Source organism: Salmonella sp. SA15303 (assembly GCF_029962125.1).
In the GTDB taxonomy this organism is placed as follows: Bacteria; Pseudomonadota; Gammaproteobacteria; order Enterobacterales; family Enterobacteriaceae; genus Salmonella; species Salmonella enterica.
Window position 1 is genome coordinate 3347325 of sequence record NZ_CP123924.1, and the last position, 20630, is coordinate 3367954.

The 20630-nt window shown below is 55.6% G+C and carries 20 protein-coding genes; 14 read left to right on the top strand and 6 right to left on the bottom strand.

Annotation, left to right across the window (positions count from 1 at the left end):
• Positions 1-15 precede the first annotated feature (15 nt).
• Positions 16-1260 carry an enterobactin transporter EntS gene (gene entS / locus QEN31_RS16515; protein ID WP_001081661.1) on the bottom strand — a complete coding sequence of 415 codons (1245 nt, stop codon included), beginning with the start codon at positions 1258-1260 and terminating at the stop codon, positions 16-18.
• Positions 1261-1370: 110 nt separating this feature from the next.
• Here entS and fepD point away from each other — a divergent pair, with 110 nt between their 5' ends.
• Genes fepD through fepC form a run of 3 tightly spaced genes read left to right on the top strand, consistent with a single transcriptional unit; the run spans position 1371 to position 4158 of the window.
• Positions 1371-2378 carry a Fe(3+)-siderophore ABC transporter permease gene (gene fepD, locus QEN31_RS16520; protein WP_099949698.1) on the top strand — a complete coding sequence of 336 codons (1008 nt, stop codon included), beginning with the start codon at positions 1371-1373 and terminating at the stop codon, positions 2376-2378.
• The gene (gene fepG / locus QEN31_RS16525; RefSeq protein ID WP_000480067.1) at positions 2378-3367 is read left to right on the top strand and encodes an iron-enterobactin ABC transporter permease; all 990 of its coding nucleotides are present in this window, start codon (positions 2378-2380) and stop codon (positions 3365-3367) included. The genes fepD and fepG overlap by 1 nt, the downstream gene beginning before the upstream one ends.
• Complete coding sequence (fepC, locus tag QEN31_RS16530; protein ID WP_000140620.1) at positions 3364-4158, top strand: iron-enterobactin ABC transporter ATP-binding protein; 795 nt, start codon at positions 3364-3366, stop codon at positions 4156-4158. The genes fepG and fepC overlap by 4 nt, the downstream gene beginning before the upstream one ends.
• Positions 4159-4210: 52 nt before the next feature.
• Here fepC and wzz(fepE) read toward each other — a convergent pair whose 3' ends face one another.
• From wzz(fepE) to fes, 4 genes are all read right to left on the bottom strand, one after another.
• Positions 4211-5347, bottom strand: coding sequence for an LPS O-antigen length regulator Wzz(fepE) (wzz(fepE), locus tag QEN31_RS16535; RefSeq protein ID WP_001139584.1), 1137 nt, complete (start codon positions 5345-5347; stop codon positions 4211-4213).
• Between the two features lie 249 nt (positions 5348-5596).
• On the bottom strand, positions 5597-9481 hold the full coding sequence (gene entF / locus QEN31_RS16540; RefSeq protein WP_000194139.1) for an enterobactin non-ribosomal peptide synthetase EntF: 3885 nt from the start codon (positions 9479-9481) through the stop codon (positions 5597-5599).
• Positions 9478-9696, bottom strand: coding sequence for an MbtH family protein (locus tag QEN31_RS16545; RefSeq protein WP_000396006.1), 219 nt, complete (start codon positions 9694-9696; stop codon positions 9478-9480). The genes entF and QEN31_RS16545 overlap by 4 nt, the downstream gene beginning before the upstream one ends.
• 30 nt (positions 9697-9726) lie before the next feature.
• Entirely contained in the window at positions 9727-10941 is a 1215-nt protein-coding gene (gene fes / locus QEN31_RS16550) for an enterochelin esterase (RefSeq protein WP_000656600.1), read from the bottom strand.
• Positions 10942-11129: 188 nt separating this feature from the next.
• On the opposite strand from fes, the gene QEN31_RS16555 reads away from it, so the two are divergent.
• The 4 genes from QEN31_RS16555 (at position 11130) to QEN31_RS16570 (ending at position 15580) form a co-directional block, all read left to right on the top strand.
• Entirely contained in the window at positions 11130-13385 is a 2256-nt protein-coding gene (locus tag QEN31_RS16555; RefSeq protein ID WP_001034955.1) for a TonB-dependent siderophore receptor, read from the top strand.
• 45 nt (positions 13386-13430) lie between these two features.
• The gene (gene entD, locus QEN31_RS16560; RefSeq protein WP_000958064.1) at positions 13431-14135 is read left to right on the top strand and encodes an enterobactin synthase subunit EntD; all 705 of its coding nucleotides are present in this window, start codon (positions 13431-13433) and stop codon (positions 14133-14135) included.
• 11 nt (positions 14136-14146) lie between these two features.
• Positions 14147-15265: a YbdK family carboxylate-amine ligase gene (locus tag QEN31_RS16565; protein ID WP_001196903.1), complete on the top strand. Its 1119-nt coding sequence runs from the start codon at positions 14147-14149 to the stop codon at positions 15263-15265.
• A gap of 66 nt (positions 15266-15331) precedes the next feature.
• Positions 15332-15580: a DUF1158 family protein gene (locus QEN31_RS16570; protein ID WP_000682497.1), complete on the top strand. Its 249-nt coding sequence runs from the start codon at positions 15332-15334 to the stop codon at positions 15578-15580.
• Positions 15581-15585: 5 nt separating this feature from the next.
• On the opposite strand, the gene QEN31_RS16575 is transcribed toward QEN31_RS16570, so the two are convergent.
• Positions 15586-15927, bottom strand: a complete 342-nt coding sequence (locus tag QEN31_RS16575; RefSeq protein ID WP_000155631.1) for a RamA family antibiotic efflux transcriptional regulator — start codon at positions 15925-15927, stop codon at positions 15586-15588.
• Between the two features lie 288 nt (positions 15928-16215).
• On the opposite strand from QEN31_RS16575, the gene QEN31_RS16580 reads away from it, so the two are divergent.
• From QEN31_RS16580 to QEN31_RS16610, 7 genes are all read left to right on the top strand, one after another.
• A complete protein-coding gene (locus QEN31_RS16580) occupies positions 16216-16797 on the top strand; it encodes a TetR/AcrR family transcriptional regulator (RefSeq protein ID WP_000113609.1) in 582 nt (193 codons plus the stop codon).
• Entirely contained in the window at positions 16797-17165 is a 369-nt protein-coding gene (locus QEN31_RS16585; protein WP_000348999.1) for an MmcQ/YjbR family DNA-binding protein, read from the top strand. The genes QEN31_RS16580 and QEN31_RS16585 overlap by 1 nt, the downstream gene beginning before the upstream one ends.
• Positions 17166-17261: 96 nt before the next feature.
• Complete coding sequence (gene nfsB, locus QEN31_RS16590) at positions 17262-17915, top strand: oxygen-insensitive NAD(P)H nitroreductase (RefSeq protein WP_000355879.1); 654 nt, start codon at positions 17262-17264, stop codon at positions 17913-17915.
• A 199-nt stretch (positions 17916-18114) separates the two neighbouring features.
• A complete protein-coding gene (locus QEN31_RS16595) occupies positions 18115-18564 on the top strand; it encodes a PTS sugar transporter subunit IIA (RefSeq protein ID WP_001216659.1) in 450 nt (149 codons plus the stop codon).
• Positions 18542-19012: a PTS sugar transporter subunit IIB gene (locus QEN31_RS16600; protein ID WP_000594177.1), complete on the top strand. Its 471-nt coding sequence runs from the start codon at positions 18542-18544 to the stop codon at positions 19010-19012. Before QEN31_RS16595 ends, QEN31_RS16600 begins: the two co-directional genes overlap by 23 nt.
• Before the next feature lie 14 nt (positions 19013-19026).
• Positions 19027-19770 (top strand): PTS mannose/fructose/sorbose/N-acetylgalactosamine transporter subunit IIC, encoded by a 744-nt coding sequence (locus QEN31_RS16605; protein ID WP_000927523.1) that lies wholly within the window; start codon positions 19027-19029, stop codon positions 19768-19770.
• A gap of 2 nt (positions 19771-19772) precedes the next feature.
• A complete protein-coding gene (locus QEN31_RS16610) occupies positions 19773-20627 on the top strand; it encodes a PTS system mannose/fructose/sorbose family transporter subunit IID (protein ID WP_000005803.1) in 855 nt (284 codons plus the stop codon).
• Positions 20628-20630 lie beyond the last annotated feature (3 nt).

A 20630-nucleotide genomic window follows, 5' to 3' on the forward strand; every position in this document is an offset into this window, starting at 1 on the left:
ATAAACGCCCCTTCATCAGCCAGCATCGCTAACCGGCGGCGTCTGGCGAAAACGACGTAGCTCGCCCAGCACTAACAGCAGCAACAAACCGATAATCACCAGCCCGAATCCACTCACGCTCGCGGAAGCGACCGGCGTCATCATTGCGCCAAGACCGCCTAACAGCGCCGCGCCGATAGCGTCTCCCGTGACGTTTTGCGCGGTCCACAGGCCGTTCATTCGCCCCAGCATATTTTCCGGCGTCTGGGTTTGCAGCAGAGTGTATTGTAATAACGAACTGATGGCGCTAAGCCAGCCAAATAGCGCCAGACAGATAACACCAGCGATCCAGACCGGCATGATGGCGAACAGCCCCACCGCCAGAAAAGAACCGACTGTCGAAACCAGCATAATGAGCCCCGGACGAACGCTATGCGCCAGTTGTCCGCTGGTCAGCGCGCCAATGGCCGCCCCCAGCGGAATTGCCGCATACAGCAAACCAATTTGCGCCGCCGACATTTGCCAGCTCATCGCCAGCGCCGGATAGAGGACGCGTACCGCGCTTGCCATCGTCACCAGGCCGCCAAGCAGCGCAATACCGCCGATAAGCGGACTGGCGAGCAAAAAACGAAATGCCGCCAGTAACGCGATAAATGGATTTTCCCGCGGCTGCGGAGGAACAGGCAGTCGCGGCAGCGTCAGTAACGGCAATAGCGTAATAAACGTCCCGGCGGCCGCCAGCCCATAGTTCCAGGCTACGCCGCCGCTGGCAAGCAATATGCCCCCCAACATCGGGGAAATAACCGATCCCAGACGTACCGTCAGCATGGTAATCGCGCCGGCCTGCATCAGATTTTCTCTTCCGACCAGCGCTGGCGTCGCCGCCAGTAACGCGGTCACGCCCAGAGACGCGAAAAAGCCGTCCCACAGGCCAAGGAGATATATCGCCAGCAATGACGGTTCCGGCAGCAGCGCGTTCACGCACAGGCCAATAAAGCCAATACCGCAAGTACCGCGCGCCAGCAGAATCACCTTTTTACGTTCGTAGCGATCGGCCAGCACACCGCCCACCATTAAGCCAATAAACATGGCGCCGCCGGTTAACGTTACCGACAGCCCTACCTGCCAGGTGGAGTGCGTCATCATTTGGATCTGTACCGGAACCGCCACGCCAAGCAGCCCCAGCGAGACAATAGAGATAAAACGGGCCAGAAATACTGCGCGAAATGCAGGGTGCGTCTTCAACAGGCTGAGATTGAGCAGCCAGGATTGTCGATTCATTACAACGCCTTAATGCGAGTTTTTTTAAATATCCATTCAATGGCTGCACATGCTAACATAACCAAATAAGATAGATAACGATAATTACTATCATTATCAGGGAAGTTACTATGTCATGCTCGTTTTCCGTGACGCGCGCGTTTGCCGTGCCCGGATTGTTGTTATTACTGAGTCTCGCCGCGGTTTTAAGCCTGGTCATTGGCGCGAAACCGCTGCCCGCCGCCGTCGTGCTGGAGGCGTTCACCGGCGTGTGCCAAAGCGCCGATTGCACCATCGTCCTGGATGCGCGTTTGCCGCGTACGCTGGCCGGATTACTGGCAGGCGGCGCGTTGGGCCTCGCCGGGGCGCTCATGCAAACACTCACTCGCAACCCGCTCGCCGACCCGGGGATTCTGGGCGTTAACAACGGCGCCAGCTTCGCCATTGTACTGGGCGCGGCGCTGTTTGGTTTCTCCACGCCGCTGGAACAGCTTTTCATGGCATTTAGCGGCGCGCTTATCGCATCACTGATTGTCGCCTTCACCGGTAGTCAGGGCGGCGGCCAGTTAAGCCCGGTCCGCCTGACACTGGCGGGCGTGGCGCTTGGCGCGGTACTGGAAGGATTGACCAGCGGCATCGCGCTGTTAAATCCAGAGGTTTATGATCAGCTTCGCTTCTGGCAGGCGGGATCGCTGGACATTCGTAGCCTGCAAACGTTGAAAGTCGCGCTTGCGCCCGTGGTTATCGCTGGGATCGTGGCGCTATTTCTGAGCCGTGCGCTGAATAGCCTGAGCCTCGGCAGCGATACTGCGACGGCGCTGGGGAGTAAAGTGGCGCGCACCCAACTTATCGGTTTACTGGCGATTACCGTCTTGTGCGGCAGCGCAACGGCGCTGGTCGGCCCTATCGCCTTTATTAGTCTGATGATGCCGCATATGGCGCGTTGGCTGGTGGGCGCAGACCACCGTTGGTCGCTGCCGGTAACACTACTGGCAACCCCTGCTCTGCTGCTTTTTGCCGATATTATTGGTCGTCTGTTAGTGCCGGGCGAACTCCGCGTATCGGTCGTCAGTGCGTTTATCGGCGCGCCGGTACTTATCTTTCTGGTACGCCGTAAATCGAGCGGAGGCGGCCTGTGATGTTTCTTTCTCGTCGGCTTATCGTAAGCTGCCTGCTTCTGGCGGCTGGCTGCTTCGCCATTGGCTTATGGAGCCTGCAAAGCGGTGCCGTGCCCCTTGAGACCGGGCAGATTATTGCCGCGCTGCTGGGCGACGCGCCGCGTAACATCACCCTTGTCGTAACCGAATGGCGACTACCGCGCGTATTAATGGCGCTACTGATTGGCGCTGCGCTTGGCGTCAGTGGCGCGATTTTTCAGTCGTTGATGCGTAACCCGCTAGGCAGCCCTGATGTGATGGGCTTTAATACCGGCGCCTGGAGCGGCGTACTGGTCGCAATGGTCCTGTTTGGCCAGCATCTTACCGCGATCGCGCTGGCGGCAATGGCGGGCGGTATCGTCACGTCATTGATTGTCTGGCTGCTCGCCTGGCGTAACGGGATTGAAACTTTCCGGCTGATTATCATCGGTATCGGCATCCGCGCGATGTTAGTCGCCTTTAATACCTGGCTTCTGTTGCAGGCGTCGCTGGAAACGGCGCTCACCGCTGGCTTATGGAACGCCGGGTCGCTCAACGGTCTGACATGGGCAAAAACCTGGCCTTCGGCGCCGCTGATTATGGTGATGCTGACAGGCGCCGCGCTACTGGTGCGTCGTATGCGGCTGCTGGAGATGGGCGATGACAGCGCCTGCGCGCTGGGTGTTAGCGTGGAGCGGTCACGCCTGATGCTGATGCTGGTGGCGGTGTCGCTCACCGCTGCGGCAACGGCACTGGCTGGCCCCATCTCGTTTATTGCCCTTGTCGCGCCGCACATCGCCCGCCGTCTTAGCGGCACAGCGCGCTGGGGATTAACCCAGTCGGCGCTGTGCGGCGCGTTATTACTACTGGCCGCCGATGCGTGCGCGCAGCAACTGTTTATGCCTTATCAGCTTCCAGTGGGCGTGGTCACCGTCAGCCTCGGCGGTATTTACCTTATCGTCTTGTTAATTCAGGAGTCCCGCAAAAAATGACCGAATCCGTAGCCCGTTTGCGCGGCGACCAGTTAACGCTGGGTTATGGCAGCTATACCGTCGCAAAAAACCTTAATGTTTCGATTCCGGACGGCCATTTTACCGCCATCATCGGCCCTAACGGCTGCGGCAAGTCGACGTTGCTACGTACGCTAAGCCGTCTGATGACGCCTGTTGACGGCCATGTCTGGCTGGATGGCGAACAAATACAGCGTTACGCCAGTAAAGAGGTGGCGCGGCGCATCGGATTGCTGGCGCAAAACGCTACCACGCCGGGCGATATCACCGTACAAGAGCTGGTCGCCAGAGGGCGGTATCCGCATCAGCCGTTATTTACCCGCTGGCGTAAGGAAGATGCCGATGCCGTCGCCAGTGCCATGCGTGCAACAGGTATCACCTCACTGGCGGCGCAAAGTGTAGACACTCTGTCCGGCGGCCAACGTCAGCGGGCGTGGATAGCCATGGTGCTGGCGCAGGAAACGTCCATCATGCTGCTGGATGAGCCGACAACGTGGCTGGATATTAGCCATCAAATTGATTTGCTGGAGTTGTTAAGCGATCTCAACCGCGAAAAAGGCTATACGCTCGCCGCCGTCCTGCATGACCTGAATCAGGCCTGCCGATACGCCACGCATTTGATTGCATTACGCGAAGGTAATATTGTCGCACAGGGCGCGCCGAAAGAGATTGTTACCGCAGAGCTTATCGAAAAAATCTATGGGCTGCGCTGTATGATTATCGACGATCCGGTTGCCGGGACGCCGCTGGTGGTACCGCTGGGGCGGCGATAGTCGCCCACACTGATGACAAAGCCGGATATCGCTATCCGGCTTTTCGGGTAAATCAGACTAACCGTTCATCTATCGCCAGCGCGTTTTCCATTTTACGCGAGACCATCGCGTGACGCAGTAATACGCCGCCGCAGGCCATCATACCGCCAATCAACGCCGCCAGGATAATAATGATGGCTTTACCCGGGCCATCTTTTTTCACTGGCAGAGACGGCGACAGTTGATATTTAAACGGGGTAAACTTCACGTCACTCACATTCATTGCCGCCAGTTGTTCAACATGGTATTGACGGTTACGCAAATCACCGTCGATCTCGGCCACGTCCGTTACCCCTTTTTCAATTTCCAGTTTGCGGGAAATACCATCCGCGCCGAGAGAAATAGAAAAATCCGGATCATCTTTTACCGCCTGACCATTGCTGTAAACCGGTCTCTTAATACCGGCGGCGTTGGCGATTTCCAGCGAATAATGAAGACGTTGAATATTGGCATCAAGCTGATTTTTGAGACGCACCCGATCCATCGCCAGCTTTTCCTGCTCATAGCGGGTTTTGATTTCCAGCTGGTTACGAATATTTTCCAGCGTCTCTTTCACGACGATATCGGAGATGTACTGAATATAGCCAGCCAGCACTTTTTGCGCTTCTTCCCGCGTCGGCGCGGTAAAACTCAATGTCCACGACGTGAATAACGACGTTTCATTTTTCTTGCCGACATTACTGTCCACCGCTTTCATTTTTTCGCTCAGCAGGACAATCGCCCGGTGAAGATCCTGCTCGTCTATTTGCGCGCCTTTTAATTGATCCATGACATACGGAGAAGAACGAAGATATTCTTCCAGCAGCGAGGGCGAGCTAAACTTTTTAATAAACAGATTAAATACGCTGCCCCGATCAACGCTTACCTCCATATCCAACACGCGCAGCGCGGTCAACGTTCTCTCCAGCCCCTGCCACTGTACCGACTCCGCCGGTGTGACAATCGCCTGGCTGGTCCATTTTTGCGGCAGCAGAAAGGACAGAAGCAACCCCACGCACGCAAAGGCGAAAACGGTAGCAAGAATACGACGTTTCGCCTGCCATAACACCTCTATAAGGCTAAACAAATCGATTTCATGACTGTTGGCGGGCGGCAGTGAATAACCTGCAAATGACTGATTTTTTTCTTGTTTTACATTAAGAGATGGCATGCCGTATGACCTGAAAACTTTATCCAATGAAAGAACACATTCCTGTCAGAGATTCTAACAGCAAGTCAGAATTATCCGAAACAATCTTTACGCGCCAGTGCCCGAAAAGCTAAATATTCGGAATTAAACTTGCCTGTAGCATGTATCACTTATGTTAAAAGAATTAATAGTTGCAATAAAAAACCCATAATAATTAGTAATTATTATGGGTTTCAGGATTTAATTTGTTAAAGGCAGAAACAACGCCCGTTATTTATTAATAAGTTCGCTGATGATGGGCCCGATAGTTTCAAAAGCGGAGGGAGAAATAATATCTACATGCGCGCACGGCTGGCGATAAATAGCCAAAGACGCTATCCACGGCGACCAGCTCTGTTCAGGCGATACGCCTTCCGGCACCGTTTTATCCGCCACAAAGAGCGTAGCATGTCCATCAAACGGTACGCTATGCGCCGTCGTCAGCAAACGGACGGCATCCGCATAATTGCCTTCAATGGCGGTAAATAAGGCGTCGGAGGCATTTCCCTGCTGCGCGGCGACAAACGCAGCGCGTTCACGTTCAATTTCCGCCAATACGTCCGGATTGAGGCCATTCGCCTCTTTTTCCCGCCAGTTTTGCGTTTCCGGCGGCCAGGTGTCCAGTAACCCCAAAAACGCCACGGTTTCGCCGCGCGCGCGCAACCGGGCGGCGATCCCTTGCGCCAGCGTCCCGCCCAGCGAATAGCCTAATAAATAATAAGGGCCATGCGGCTGCCGGGCGAGCAAAGTCGCCAGATGATGTTCACATACCTCATCAAGGGTGGTTGCGGTTTGCATAGGGCCAGCGGGGCGCGGCGACTGAATCCCCATAATCGACCACGACGGGCTGAGATAGCGTGATAATACGCTAAATTGCCAGGCGAACCCCGACGCCGGATGGAAACAAAATAACGTTGGACCATCGCTTTCACGCAGCGGCAACAGCGGCCCGAACCCCAGATTGCGCGAGCGTTCGTCATCGTCAGTATCGAGCAGCTTACTCAACTGCGCCACGTCAGACGCCACCATCACCTGCCCCGGCGTCACCTGGCGGTTAAACGTCTGGCTTAGCTGCGCGGCCAGTTTCATCGCCAGCAGCGAGTGTCCGCCCAGCGCAAAGAAATCACTTTCAACGTCGTTAATCTCACAGCCCAGCAGGCGGGAAAACGCCGCGGCGACAGCAATCTCCGTTGCGGACTGCGGCGCGCGCCCTTTCACGCGCGGCGCCAGGTCCGGCAGCGGCAGGGCTTTGCGATCCAGCTTGCCATTAGCGCTAAGCGGCAAGCTGGCAAGTTGCAACAGCACAACCGGCACCATATGCGCGGGAAGTTTTTGGCGTAATTTTTCCTGCAGCGCCGGTAAATCCAGCGGCAAACCGGAGTGCGACACCAGATAGCCGACCAGTTGCCGGGCATCCCCACCCGTCGCCGCCGCCTGATTAAAGACGCAGGCATGTGCTACCGCCTGTTCAACATCCGGCAGCGTTTGCATGACGCGGTCAATCTCGCCCAGTTCAATACGTTGACCCCGAATTTTGAGCTGATCGTCGCTGCGCCCCAGGTATTCCACCGCGCCGGAATCCAGCCAGCGCGCCACATCTCCGGTACGGTACATCCGTTCGCCTGGCGCAAAAGGATCGGCGATAAAACGGCTGGCGGTAAGATCCGGACGCCCCAGATAGCCCTGCGCCAGTTGGATACCGGTAAGATAGAGATCGCCAGCCACGCCCGGCGGCACCGGCTGCATATGCGCATCGAGAATACGTAAACCGGTATTCCAGACGGGATAACCAATCGGGATGCTGTTGCCGTCAACAGCCGCCAGCTCATCGCCACAGGCCGGATACCAGCTCACATCCACCGCGGCCTCCGTTGGCCCGTACAGATTGTGTAGCGGCGCGTTGGTTAACGTCTCCCATTCGCGGCACAGCGCCGTCGGCAGGGCCTCGCCGCTACAGAAAACGCGCTTTAAGGAAGCGCAGCTTTTCCCAGCCGACGCTGGCGTGAGCGAGGCAATAAAGGCCGCCAGCATCGACGGCACAAAATGAGTGGTCGTGACGCCGTATTGCGCAAAGAACCGCTGCATCGCGAGCGGGTCGCGGTGCGCTTCCGGTTCAGCCATCACCAGTTTCGCCCCGGCGATAAACGGCCAGAAAAACTCCCATACTGAGACGTCAAAACTGCACGGCGTTTTTTGCGCTACTACATCATCCGCCGTCAACGGATAGTGATCCTGCATCCACAGCAGCCGGTTGACTATCGCCGTTTGTCCCACCATCACCCCTTTCGGCCTGCCCGTCGAGCCAGAGGTGAAAATGATGTAAGCGGTATGATGCGGTAACGACAGCCTCAGCGGAGTGGCGTCACTGACCGGTAGCGGTTGGCTATAACACAAATATTCCATCCCCGGAATATCGTGAAAGCGCGCCAGCTGCGCCTGAGTCGTAATTAACAGTTTCGGCTGCGCATCTTCCAGCATCATTCGCAGCCGATCGTCAGGATAACCGGTATCCAGCGGCAGCCAGGCGGCGCCCGCCTCGACAATGCCATGCAGCGCTAAGGTCAGGAAAACCGACCGCGGCAACGCCACCGCCACGCTATCGCCAGGCTGAACGCCGCGTTCCCGCAGCGCGTACGCCAGCGCCACAACCTGTTCGCGCATTTCACGGTAGGTAAAGTGATAATGCGCATCTGCCAACGCGGAAGCCTCTGGCGTTTTTTGCGCCTGCTGCGCCACCAAATCGCTAAGCGTGGCGGCGGGAATCGTTACCGCCGTATTATTAAGGTGTGCTAATTGCGTTTGTTCTTCCGCCAGCAGCATTTGCGCATCGCCGCAGCGCAGCGCCGGGTTATCCGCAAACTGCGTGATAAGCGCCATCAATCGTAAGGCATGGCGGGAGAGCGTGGCATCATCGTAACGCTGTGCATTCGCCAGCAATTCAATATCCAGACCGCCGTTTTCATCCGGAAAAAGCGCCAGTTCAAGATCGTTAACCGGCCCCGTCGCCAGGGTATGGGTTTGCGCCTGTATGCCAGGAAGATCCAGATGATAATCAAACACTTTTATGTTGAGCACCGGGCCAAATAGCGGCGTCTCCCCTGCGGCTCGCCCGCTATCGCGTACAATCTGTTCGGCGTCGTAACGCTGGTGGCGGCGCATCTTCTTTAACTGCGCCGCAAGACGCTTCGCCAGCGTTGGCAGATCTTCCGTTGCATGAAGGTTAACCGCCAGCGGCAACACGTTAAGGACAGGCCCGGTCGCCGTTAACGCCGCCGAGCCCATCCGCCGCATAAAGATAAATCCGGCGGCATAATCCATTCGCCCGCATAATCGCCCCAGCCACAACGTCACCAGCGCCAGGGCAAGATCCGCTCGCGGTATCTCAGGCATGTGCGCCGCCAGTTGGCGAAACGCCCCCGCCGGCGCGCTCAATTTCATACGCAGAATATCCGCGCTCGCCGACCGCCCCGGCAACGGCGCGGCAGACATTGACGCCGGCGGCGGCAGCTCGCGGCGCTGCTGCGCCCAGAAGGCGCCGTCACGCTGCCAGGCCTCGCTCTGGCGATAGCGCTGATATTCCTCGACCACATCCGCAAAGGGGGTAAAAGGCGACTCCGGCGTAGGAGCGTCGCTCTGCCAGGCGCGATAAATCGCCGCAATCTGGCGAGTTATCGCCGGGAAGCTAAAGCCATCCACCAGCAAATGGTGATAGCGCTGATACCAATACCAGCGGGTATCATCAATGCGGATTAACTGGTGAAACGCCAGCGGCTTACCGCTATCTGCGCGCAGGTTTTGCCGTAAATCCGCCTGCATTAACGCCAGCGCCGCGTGATGCGGATCGGGCTGGTCGCGTAAATCGGCAATCGGGGGCTCGCCGAAGGTGTGCTCAGGATCTATCCATTGCCAGACCTCGCCGTTCTCTTCGGTAAAACGCATCCGTAGCGTATCCGCCTGTTGCATCCCTACCGCTACCGCTTTTGCCAGCAAGGCGGCATCCAGCTCGCCGTTCAGTTCCACATAGTGCGCCACGCTCCAGGCGGAGGGTAAATCAGAGAGTTTTTCCGCCATCCAGATCCCCGGCTGGGCGGCGACTAACGGTAAACGCTGCGTCATTTCGCCTCCTGCTTATCGGCATAATGCGCCGGATTCAGTGTTGTCCAGCGCGTATTAAGCCACTGCTGGCACGCGTCCTGCGATTGCGGTTCGCATACCACGTCCCAGCCTGCGGGAAGCGCACATGCCGCTGGCCAAAGGCTGAATTGACGCTGCGCATTTTGCAGGATGTAAAACTGTCCCTGCGGATTATCGAAGGGATTACTGAATTCCATACTCAACTCCTGTCATGGACATGTGCCCGGTTAAAGCGTGTCGATAAGCGGCTGCCAAAGCAGCATCAGCCCTTGCGTTAGCCCGCCGCGCCAGCAAAGCGCATCGTGTCCGCCGTCAACCTGACGCCAGAAAATGGACTGCTGCGAAGTATTCAGTTGGGCATAAAGCGCCTGATTCGCCTGAAACACGATCGGCTCACGCACGCCGGCTTCCAGTACGATACGCAGTCCGCGCGCGCATAATGCGCCGGTTTTCAGCCGGGTAATGACTTCCCCCTCCGGCGGGGTGATGCGATGGGGCCACCAGAACGATCCTGACTGGCTCAGTACACAGCCAAAACGCGTCGGCCAGTTCAGGCCGGCATACAGCGCCGACAGGCCGCCAAAGCTCTGTCCGGCGACCACCGTTCGTCCGGCATCATCGCTAAAAGGCGTCACGGCTCTGACTTGCGGCAACAGTTCCTGCTGCACCGCCAGCCAGAAGTCGGCATTGCAGGGCAACTCCTGGCTGCGGTGTTGAGTATCAATCGCGTCAATCAGCAGATAGACGGCACCGGGAAGCAGGCGTTGATGAGTCAGCGAGGCGAGCGCGGGCCAGACGGGCATATTTTCCGCCCAGAATTGACCGTCCAGCAGAATAGCCAACGGTCTTTCCTCCGGCGCCTCGTCTCCGGTCGTCAATATCCATACGCGGCGGGAGTTACCCAGACGTTCGCTATGCCACTGCATCATCAAAGGCGGCGAGTACGGCGTTTCAGGACGATCCCATCCCGGCTGAAGGGGCGCATCCGGCATTTCCAGCGCTGAAACCGCATGACCACGTCCTCCCCGCCAGCTTTGCGAATTAAGCGGGTCGGCAATCGCCTGCGGTAATAGCTGTCGCCAGCCTTCACGCAGCACGTTCCGATCGGGCGTTTCGCCCGGCGCAAAAGCGGCAAAAACGTCATCGCGCTCGGTAGGAATAAAACAGTAGCTGCCGCGCCAGTTAGCGCTAAGCGCCGTGCTCCAGCGCCAGACATCCGTTCCGGCAATACGCGCCATCGTCTGAGGCTGCGCGTTTTGATGATGATCGGTTACGCCAGTGATGTAGACCCAGACACGCCGTATCGGGGAGTGTGTTTCGTTTCCCTGCGGGTCGCGCCACCAAAAAGTGACCCGATAATTTCCGTCTTTTTCCCGTATCCATTCCGGCCCGGTTTTCGTCCTCCACCAGGCCTCACTTCCCGTTGCCAGCGCCTCTTTCATTATAACCCTGTGTTTATTATGAATTTTGTATATAAAAGGTGAAATATATTGATAATATTATTGATAACTATTTGCATTTGCAATAGCGTATTGTCGCGCTATGGGACGCGCGAACACAATTTCACCACCCGGCCAATGCCTTTGACGGGCGCTTTGGCTTATGTGGCTAAAGAAAAGCAGGATATACAATGAACAAGAAGATTCATTCCCTGACCTTACTGGTCAATTTAGGGATTTACGGGGCCGCTCTGCCCGTGATGGCGGAAGACAAAACCGATAGCGCTGCGCTCACCAATGAAGACACCATCGTGGTGACCGCTGCCCAGCAAAACCTACAGGCGCCAGGCGTATCCACCATCACCGCCGATGAGATCCGCAAAAATCCGCCCGCGCGCGACGTGTCAGAAATCATCCGCACCATGCCGGGCGTAAACCTGACCGGCAACTCCACCAGCGGTCAGCGCGGGAATAACCGCCAAATCGATATTCGCGGCATGGGGCCGGAAAACACCCTCATCCTGATAGACGGTAAACCCGTCACCAGCCGTAACTCGGTGCGCCTGGGCTGGCGCGGCGAACGCGATACCCGCGGCGATACCGCGTGGGTGCCGCCGGAGATGATCGAACGCATTGAAGTGCTGCGTGGCCCTGCCGCCGCACGCTACGGTAACGGCGCGGCGGGTGGCGTAGTCAATATCATTACCAAAAAAGGCGGTAGCGAGTGGCACGGTTCCTGGAATACCTATTTCAACGCGCCGGAACATAAAGACGAAGGCGCGACCAAACGCACTAACTTTAGCCTGAACGGCCCGCTGGGCGGGGATTTCAGCTTCCGCCTGTATGGCAACCTCGACAAAACGCAGGCGGATGCGCGTAATATTAACCAGGGGCATCAGTCTGAACGTACCGGGAGTTACGCCGACACGCTACCAGCAGGACGCGAGGGGGTCATTAACAAAGATATCAACGGCGTGGTTCGTTGGGATTTTGCTCCGCTTCAGTCTCTGGAGCTGGAGGCCGGATACAGTCGCCAGGGCAATCTCTATGCCGGCGATACTCAGAACACCAATACGAACCAACTGGTGAAAGATAATTACGGAAAAGAGACGAACCGCCTCTATCGGCAGAACTACTCTCTGACCTGGAACGGCGGCTGGAATAATGGCGTAACCACCAGTAACTGGGTGCAATACGAACATACCCGTAACTCCCGGATGCCGGAAGGCCTGGCAGGCGGCACCGAAGGAATTTTCGATCCCAAAGCATCGCAAAAATATGCCGATGCCGATTTGAATGACGTCACCCTACACAGCGAAGTGAGCCTTCCTTTCGATCTGCTGGTCAATCAAAACCTGACGCTGGGTACTGAATGGGCCCAACAGCGTATGAAAGACCAGCTCTCCAACTCGCAAACCTTTATGGGGGGAAATATCCCGGGTTACAGCAGTACCAATCGTAGCCCCTATTCAAAAGCGGAAATTTTCTCTCTGTTTGCTGAAAACAACATGGAACTGACCGACAGCACCATGCTGACGCCGGGGCTACGTTTCGATCATCACAGTATTGTGGGGGATAACTGGAGCCCGTCCCTCAACCTGTCGCAAGGTCTGGGGGATGACTTTACCCTGAAAATGGGAATCGCCCGCGCTTATAAAGCCCCGAGTCTGTACCAGACTAACCCAAACTATATTTTGTACAGTAAAGGTCAGGGTTGCTACGCGACTGGCGCGGGTACCGGCATCGGCTGCTATATGATGGGTAACGATGATCTGAAAGCCGAAACTAGCATCAATAAAGAGATCGGTCTGGAATTTAAACGCGATGGCTGGCTGGCCGGCGTCACCTGGTTCCGCAATGATTACCGCAATAAGATTGAAGCGGGTACAGTGCCGTTGCAGCGTATCAACAACGGCAAAACGGATGTTTATCAGTGGGAGAACGTGCCGAAAGCGGTCGTTGAAGGTCTGGAAGGCACGTTAAACGTACCGGTTAGCGACACCGTCAACTGGACGAATAACGTTACGTATATGCTGCAGAGTAAAAACAAAGAGACCGGCGAACGCCTGTCGATTATTCCACAGTACACGCTTAACTCAACCCTGAGCTGGCAGGTACGTCAGGACGTTTCTCTGCAATCGACCTTCACCTGGTACGGCAAACAAGAGCCGAAGAAATATGATTATCAGGGTAACCCCGTTACCGGAACAGATAAGCAAGCGGTCAGCCCATACAGTATTGTTGGCCTGAGCGCGACCTGGGACGTGACCAAAAATGTCAGCCTGACCGGTGGCGTGGATAACCTCTTTGACAAACGTCTGTGGCGTGAAGGTAACGCGCAAACCGTCAGGGATACGCAAACTGGCGCTTATATGGCGGGCGCTGGCGCGTACACCTATAACGAACCAGGACGTACGTGGTATATGAGCATTAATACCCATTTCTGATGGCAACCTTCCCTCCCTCATTCGGGGAGGGAATTGGCAAAAACGATGCTGACATCTCATTTTCCCCTTCCCTTTGCCGGACACAGGCTGCATATCGTCGACTTTGATGCGAGCAGCTTTCGCGAACACGACCTGCTATGGCTACCTCATCACGATCGGCTCCGGTCTGCCGGACGCAAGCGTAAAGCTGAACATCTGGCAGGCCGCATTGCCGCCGTTCATGCGCTACGCGAGGTGGGCGTCAGGACAGTGCCCGGTATGGGCGACAAGCGACAGCCGCTATGGCCGGACGGCCTATTTGGCAGCATCAGCCACTGTGCGACAACGGCGCTGGCCGTCATATCCCGACAGCGTATCGGCATTGATATAGAAAAAATCATGAGTCAGCACACGGCGACAGAGCTGGCGCCGTCCATTATTGATAGCGATGAGCGCCAAATTCTCCAGGCGAGCTTGCTCCCTTTTCCGCTTGCCCTGACGCTGGCTTTCTCCGCCAAAGAGAGCGTTTATAAAGCCTTTTCAGACCGCGTCACGCTCCCGGGATTCAATAGCGCAAAAGTTACCTCGCTTACCGCCACGCACATCTCGTTACATCTGCTGCCAGCCTTTGCCGCCACGATGGCTGAACGTACCGTCCGTACAGAATGGTTTCAACGTGACAATAGCGTTATTACTCTTGTTTCTGCAATAACGCGCGTTCCCCACGACAGGAGCGCTCCCGCTTCTATACTTAGCGCAATACCCCGATAAATGAGATCCCTATGGCGCTGAATGATTTTCACGTTTCTGAACCTTATACGCTTGGTATTGAGCTGGAGATGCAGGTGATCAATCCACCTGGCTACGATTTAAGTCAGGACTCTTCTACGCTGATCGACGCCGTTAAGCCCCAACTTACTGCGGGAGAAATTAAGCACGATATCACCGAAAGTATGCTGGAGATGGCCACGGGCGTCTGCCGCGATATTGACCAGGCGGCGGCCCAACTTTCTGCTATGCAGCACGTTATTTTACAGGCGGCGTCGGAACACCATCTCGGCATTTGCGGCGGCGGTACGCACCCTTTTCAAAAATGGCAGCGTCAGGAGGTCTGTGATAATGAGCGCTATCAACGCACGCTGGAAAATTTCGGCTACTTAATTCAACAGGCGACGGTTTTCGGCCAGCATGTCCACGTCGGCTGCGCGAACGGCGACGATGCGATTTATCTTTTACACGGGCTGTCGCATTTTGTGCCGCACTTTATTGCGCTCTCCGCCGCGTCCCCCTATATGCAAGGAGCTGACACCCGTTTTGCCTGCGCGCGCCTGAATATTTTTTCCGCTTTTCCCGATAACGGGCCCATGCCGTGGGTCAGTAACTGGCAAGAGTTTGCCGGACTATTTCGTCGTCTGTCTTACACCACGATGATCGACAGCATCAAAGATTTGCACTGGGATATCCGCCCCAGCCCGGCCTTTGGCACGGTAGAAGTTCGGGTGATGGATACGCCGCTCACTCTTGATCATGCCATCAATATGGCAGGGTTGATTCAGGCGACCGCGCACTGGCTGCTGACCGAGCGTCCCTTTAAACCGCAGGAACAAGACTATCTGTTATATAAATTCAACCGTTTTCAGGCTTGCCGCTATGGTCTGGAGGGCGTGCTAACCGATGCCTATACCGGCGACCGCCGTCGCCTGGCAGATGATACGCTGCGTCTGCTGGACAACGTTACCCCCTCTGCGCGCAAGCTGGGCGCCGACAGCGCCATTGACGCGCTACGTCTGCAGGTGAAAAAAGGCGGTAACGAAGCGCAATATATGCGGGAGTTTATTGCCGACGGCGGATCGCTGATAGGTCTGGTACAAAAACATTGTGAAATCTGGGCGGGACAATAGACAGCATATTTGCCTTACCAGGCGATATCCCGGACAATGGCGTTTTAACTTACGTTTAACAAAGCCATGAAACACCCGCTTGAATCATTGATGACCGCTGCCGGTATTTTGCTGATGGCGTTGCTCTCCAGCCTGCTGCTGCCCGCCCCTTCGCTCGGCCTTGCGCTGGCGCAAAAACTGGTCGGGATCTTTCATCTTATGGATCTCAACCAGCTTTATACTTTGTTGTTTTGTTTATGGTTTCTGTTGCTCGGCGCGCTGGAATATTATGTCATTCGCTTTATCTGGCGGCGCTGGTTTTCGCTGGCCGATTAAACATTTCAATGCGTACGGCCATGCTTTTCTTTACGATAAGCGCCTGGCGGCAGGTTGAACGTGCGGGTAAAAATGCGCGTAAAGGTTTGCTGCGAATCAAAACCATACTTGAGACAAATATCATACACCTTCTGGTCGGTGTCGAGCAGGTCGCGCGCCGCCAGTTTTAGCTTCCGTTCACGCACGTAGCGTCCCAGACTCTCCCCTTTGTACTGCATAAAAAGGCGCTGCAGGTGCCACTTGGAATACCCCGCATGACGGGCAATATCATCAATACGTAACGGCTGATTCAAATTATCATCAATCCACTCGACAATCGTGTCGATAACCTGAGCGGAAATGGTCATCGTGCTCTCCCCTCTATCAAACTCGTCAGCGGCTCCCGCACCGCACATTTACGGCAACAGCAATAAGCATAGTAATAACCACACAAATTGTGAGACAGCTTATCGCATGGCCTGCAATATGCTTTTCTACCACTTCATGCGGCAGCCCTTGATTATGAGTGAGTAAGCACTCATTATAGAAAGCAAAGATACGCCGTCAAGGTACTTTTCAAAGGTTGACATTCACCGTTGCGACGCGACAACGGGCATGATTCAATCATGTTTTTCCAGACATAAGGGTAACGTGTAGTGGCTCGTCCGAAGAGTGAAGACAAAAAACAAGCATTACTGGAAGCGGCAACCCAGGCGATAGCGCAATCCGGTATCGCCGCCTCAACGGCGGTGATTGCGCGTAACGCAGGTGTTGCAGAAGGAACATTGTTTCGCTATTTCGCGACCAAAGATGAGCTGATTAACACGTTGTATTTGCATTTAAAGCAGGATCTCTGCCAGTCAATGATAATGGAGCTGGATCGATCCATTACCGATGCCAAAATGATGACTCGTTTTATCTGGAACAGTTACATCAGTTGGGGTCTGAACCATCCCGCGCGCCATCGGGCGATCCGTCAACTGGCCGTCAGCGAAAAGCTCACCAAAGAGACGGAACAACGGGCCGACGATATGTTCCCCGAATTGCGCGATTTATGTCATCGTTCCGTTTTGATGGTGTTTATGTCGGATGAATACCGCGCCTTCGGCGACGGCCTTTTTCTGGCGCTGGCTGAAACAACAATGGATTTCGCCGCGCGCGATCCCGCTCGCGCTGGCGAATATATTGCGCTGGGATTCGAAGCCATGTGGCGCGCGCTGACTCGCGAGGAGCAATAATGGACGGTCAAACACTGCACGCCTGGGCAAAACGCTTTGCGCTGGAACTGCCTTTTACCGAACACTGCTGGCCTTTCGGCCCACAGTACGATGTGTTTAAAGTCGGCGGCAAAATATTCATGCTGTTCACTGAACATCACTGTCGCCCAGTGGTGAACCTGAAGTCGGATCCCCAAAAGTCCCTGGTAAATCAACAAATTTACCCCAGCATTGCGCCTGGCTATCACATGAATAAGAAACACTGGATTTCAGTCTATGCGGGCGAGGATATCACCGTCTCGCTACTCAACGATTTGATAAATGACTCATGGAATCTGGTCGTAGACGGGCTGCCTAAAAGAGAGCAACTGCGCCTGCGGCCGCGCTGATGCAATAACCGTTTCCGCATTTTCCTCCCTTATCTTTTTACCGATAACCCGGTACCCTGCTGATACAAAAGGGTACTAAACCAACCAGGAGCATTTATGGATATCGTTTCTGTCGCCTTACAGCGCTACTCCACTAAGGCGTTCGATCCCAGCAAAAAACTGACCGCCGAAGAAGCGGATAAAATAAAAACACTACTACAGTACAGCCCCTCCAGCACCAATTCCCAGCCGTGGCACTTTATTGTCGCCAGTACGGAAGAAGGCAAAGCGCGCGTAGCAAAATCCGCTGCCGGAAACTACACGTTCAACGAACGCAAAATGCTGGACGCCTCCCATGTGGTGGTCTTCTGCGCCAAAACCGCAATGGATGACGCATGGCTTGAGCGCGTCGTCGATCAGGAAGATGCTGATGGCCGTTTCGCTACGCCGGAAGCTAAAGCGGCAAATGATAAAGGTCGCCGCTTTTTCGCCGATATGCACCGCGTCTCGCTGAAAGATGACCACCAGTGGATGGCGAAGCAGGTTTATCTGAACGTCGGCAACTTTCTGCTGGGCGTCGCCGCGATGGGTCTCGACGCCGTCCCCATTGAAGGTTTCGACGCCGAGGTGCTCGACGCTGAATTTGGTCTGAAAGAAAAAGGCTATACCAGTCTGGTCGTGGTGCCGGTCGGCCATCATAGCGTCGAGGATTTCAACGCCGGGCTGCCGAAATCACGTCTGCCGCTTGAAACCACACTGACGGAAGTTTAATCCCCTGCCTAAGCCGGACGCCCGTCCGGCTTTTTTCACCTTTCTGCCAGGTTCCTCAATGATCAATGGCGCGAAGTGCCAGGTTTTACATCGCTAGTGTTAACTTCCTCTTTCAATTTATTGAAAATAAATAACATTTAAAACTGGCACGCCGTTTGCCATATCTGGATACCCCCTATCTGGATGAAGGAGAAAACGGGTGAGACATGTTTATGTAGCCAGCCATGGCCCTTTTGCCCGCGGACTTATTAACAGTCTATCGCTGCTGATTGGCGACGAACACGGCGTGACACCGGTTTGCGCCTACGATGGCGATATTGTCACCACGGAGCAGCTTGAACAAACCCTCGAAAATCTGATCGCGCAAGCCAACGGCGAAGAAGTGGTGGTGTTTACCGATCTGCTCGGCGGCAGCATCAACAATAGCGCCGCGAAAGTGCTGATGCGTCACCGTCACGTTTTTGTGGTGGCTGGCGTCAACATGACCCTGTTGCTGGAGTTTTTACTCTGTGAAGAAGAAAGCACAGACGCGGCCATTACCTACGCCACCAATGCGGCGCGTGAATCCATTGTCTTTATCAACACGCTAATAACACAACCATCCGCTGACCTACAGGGAGAATCCCATGATCAAATTAGTGCGCATTGATTACCGCCTGCTGCACGGCCAGGTGGTCTTCGCCTGGACCCGGGCGCTGGATATCGACCATATCATCGTCGCTAACGCCAACGCCGCCGGCGACGCGTTTGTCTCTATGTCATTAAGTCTGGCAAAACCCGCTGGCGTGTCGCTGGACATTATCACGGTGGAACAGGCGGCGGAAAAACTCGCCAGCGGCAAGCTGGATCACAAAAAAGTGATGGTGGTGCTGGGAAATACCGCCGAAACCCTCGCCTTCGTCGAGAAAGTGCCAGGGATTAGCGTTATCAACTACGGCGGTATCGCGCAAAAAGAGGGCGCGCAGCAGTTCGGCAAAGCCATATACCTGACCGAGCAGGAGATTGCCGATAGCCAGGCGCTAAAAGCCAAAGGCATCCGTCTGGAAATGCGCCAGGTTCCGGCTCATTCCGCCGAATTGCTTAACGATAAACTCTGAACCCGGAGGTCACTATGTTGCTCACCGCAACGCTGCTCGGCCTGATTGCCGCACTGGGCATTCTTGACGGGCGTTTACTCGGCGTGTCGATGATTGACCGTCCGCTGGTGATGTGCGCCCTCACCGGTCTGGTCTGCGGCAATTTACACGAAGGCATTCTGATCGGCGCGACGCTGGAACTGATCTTTTTAGGTAATGTCGCTATCGGCGCCGCGGTACCGCCTGATGTCGTCACCGGTTCGGTGCTGGCGACCGCGTTTTCTATTATGTCCGGGCGCGGGCCCGAAGCGGCGCTGACCATCGCGATTCCTATCTCTATGCTGGCGCAGACCCTCGGCGTCCTGGTGCGCGTGGTTAACGCCCGCTTTGGCCACATGGCCGATCGTTATGCGGCGCAGGGTAATACCCGGATGGTTGCCGTTATGCACCTGGGAGGCCCAACGCTGCTCTATTTTCTAAGCGGTTTTCTGCCGGTCTTTTTCGCCATTTTGCTCGGTTCTGCCGCCGTCACCTGGTTCCTCGACGCCATTCCCGCCTTTATTACCAATGGCCTGGTTGTCGCCAGTAAGATTTTGCCGGCGCTGGGTTTCGCGTTGCTGATCAGCATGATGCTTAGCAGCAAATTAATGCCTTACCTTGGGCTGGGCTTTCTGATCGCCGCATATACCAAACTGGACATCATCGCCATCGCGCTGTTTGCCGTGGTGCTGGCTTTCATTATCAGCCAGTTTCTTAACACATCCCAACAGGAGGGCTAATCATGAGTGAAGTGACGCAGACCCTGATCGACGACGCACAGGCTCACTCGCAAAGCGAAAGCCGCATCACCGCCCGCGATTTACGCAGCGTTTTCTGGCGCTCCTTTACGTTGCAAGGATCGTGGAACTATGAACGCCAGCAGCATATGGGCTATGCCTTCGCTATGTCGCCAGCGCTAAAGCGTATCTACCAGGACCCCGCCGAACTGGGGCGCGCCTTACAGCGTCATCTGGTGCTGTTCAATACCACGCCGCATCTGTCAACGTTTGTCTTTGGCCTGTCGATTGCGATGGAGGAGGAAAATCAACGCAACCCGGACTTTAACGAAGAGTCGATCAATGCCGTTAAAACCAGCCTGATGGGGCCGCTGGCCGGGATCGGCGATTCCATCTTCTGGGGATCGCTGAAAGTTATCGCCGCCGGGATGGGGATCTACTTTGCCCAGCAGGGCAGCATTCTGGGGCCGATTCTCGCCCTACTGGTCTATAACATTCCGCACATCCTCTGCCGCTGGTACGCCCTCAAACTGGGCTACCGGGCGGGGACCACCTGGCTGATGCGCCTCTGGCAAAGCGGGCTGATGGACAGGGTGACTTATATCGCGTCAATCGTCGGGTTGATGGTCGTCGGCGCCATGACCGCCAGCATGATCGACATTACAACCCCGCTGAGCTTTACCGCCGGGCAGACTACCATGAAAGTGCAGGATTTTATTGACAAAATCCTCCCTTCCCTGCTGCCGCTGCTCTTCACGCTCGGCATGTACAAACTTATCCGTAAGGGCGTGAACATTAACTGGATCCTGTTAGGCACCGTCGTGTTTGGGCTTCTTGCCAGCGCGCTGGGCCTGCTTTGACGA

What these genes read in the sequence shown, in the direction of transcription:
- entS (WP_001081661.1), bottom strand. Translation starts at nt 1,260, where the DNA reads ATGAATCGACAATCCTGGCTGCTCAATCTCAGCCTGTTGAAGACGCAC.
- fepD (WP_099949698.1), top strand. Translation starts at nt 1,371, where the DNA reads ATGTCATGCTCGTTTTCCGTGACGCGCGCGTTTGCCGTGCCCGGATTG.
- fepG (WP_000480067.1), top strand. Translation starts at nt 2,378, where the DNA reads ATGTTTCTTTCTCGTCGGCTTATCGTAAGCTGCCTGCTTCTGGCGGCT.
- fepC (WP_000140620.1), top strand. Translation starts at nt 3,364, where the DNA reads ATGACCGAATCCGTAGCCCGTTTGCGCGGCGACCAGTTAACGCTGGGT.
- entF (WP_000194139.1), bottom strand. Translation starts at nt 9,481, where the DNA reads ATGACGCAGCGTTTACCGTTAGTCGCCGCCCAGCCGGGGATCTGGATG.
- QEN31_RS16545 (WP_000396006.1), bottom strand. Translation starts at nt 9,696, where the DNA reads ATGGAATTCAGTAATCCCTTCGATAATCCGCAGGGACAGTTTTACATC.
- fes (WP_000656600.1), bottom strand. Translation starts at nt 10,941, where the DNA reads ATGAAAGAGGCGCTGGCAACGGGAAGTGAGGCCTGGTGGAGGACGAAA.
- QEN31_RS16555 (WP_001034955.1), top strand. Translation starts at nt 11,130, where the DNA reads ATGAACAAGAAGATTCATTCCCTGACCTTACTGGTCAATTTAGGGATT.
- entD (WP_000958064.1), top strand. Translation starts at nt 13,431, where the DNA reads ATGCTGACATCTCATTTTCCCCTTCCCTTTGCCGGACACAGGCTGCAT.
- QEN31_RS16565 (WP_001196903.1), top strand. Translation starts at nt 14,147, where the DNA reads ATGGCGCTGAATGATTTTCACGTTTCTGAACCTTATACGCTTGGTATT.
- QEN31_RS16570 (WP_000682497.1), top strand. Translation starts at nt 15,332, where the DNA reads ATGAAACACCCGCTTGAATCATTGATGACCGCTGCCGGTATTTTGCTG.
- QEN31_RS16575 (WP_000155631.1), bottom strand. Translation starts at nt 15,927, where the DNA reads ATGACCATTTCCGCTCAGGTTATCGACACGATTGTCGAGTGGATTGAT.
- QEN31_RS16585 (WP_000348999.1), top strand. Translation starts at nt 16,797, where the DNA reads ATGGACGGTCAAACACTGCACGCCTGGGCAAAACGCTTTGCGCTGGAA.
- nfsB (WP_000355879.1), top strand. Translation starts at nt 17,262, where the DNA reads ATGGATATCGTTTCTGTCGCCTTACAGCGCTACTCCACTAAGGCGTTC.
- QEN31_RS16600 (WP_000594177.1), top strand. Translation starts at nt 18,542, where the DNA reads ATGATCAAATTAGTGCGCATTGATTACCGCCTGCTGCACGGCCAGGTG.
- QEN31_RS16605 (WP_000927523.1), top strand. Translation starts at nt 19,027, where the DNA reads ATGTTGCTCACCGCAACGCTGCTCGGCCTGATTGCCGCACTGGGCATT.
- QEN31_RS16610 (WP_000005803.1), top strand. Translation starts at nt 19,773, where the DNA reads ATGAGTGAAGTGACGCAGACCCTGATCGACGACGCACAGGCTCACTCG.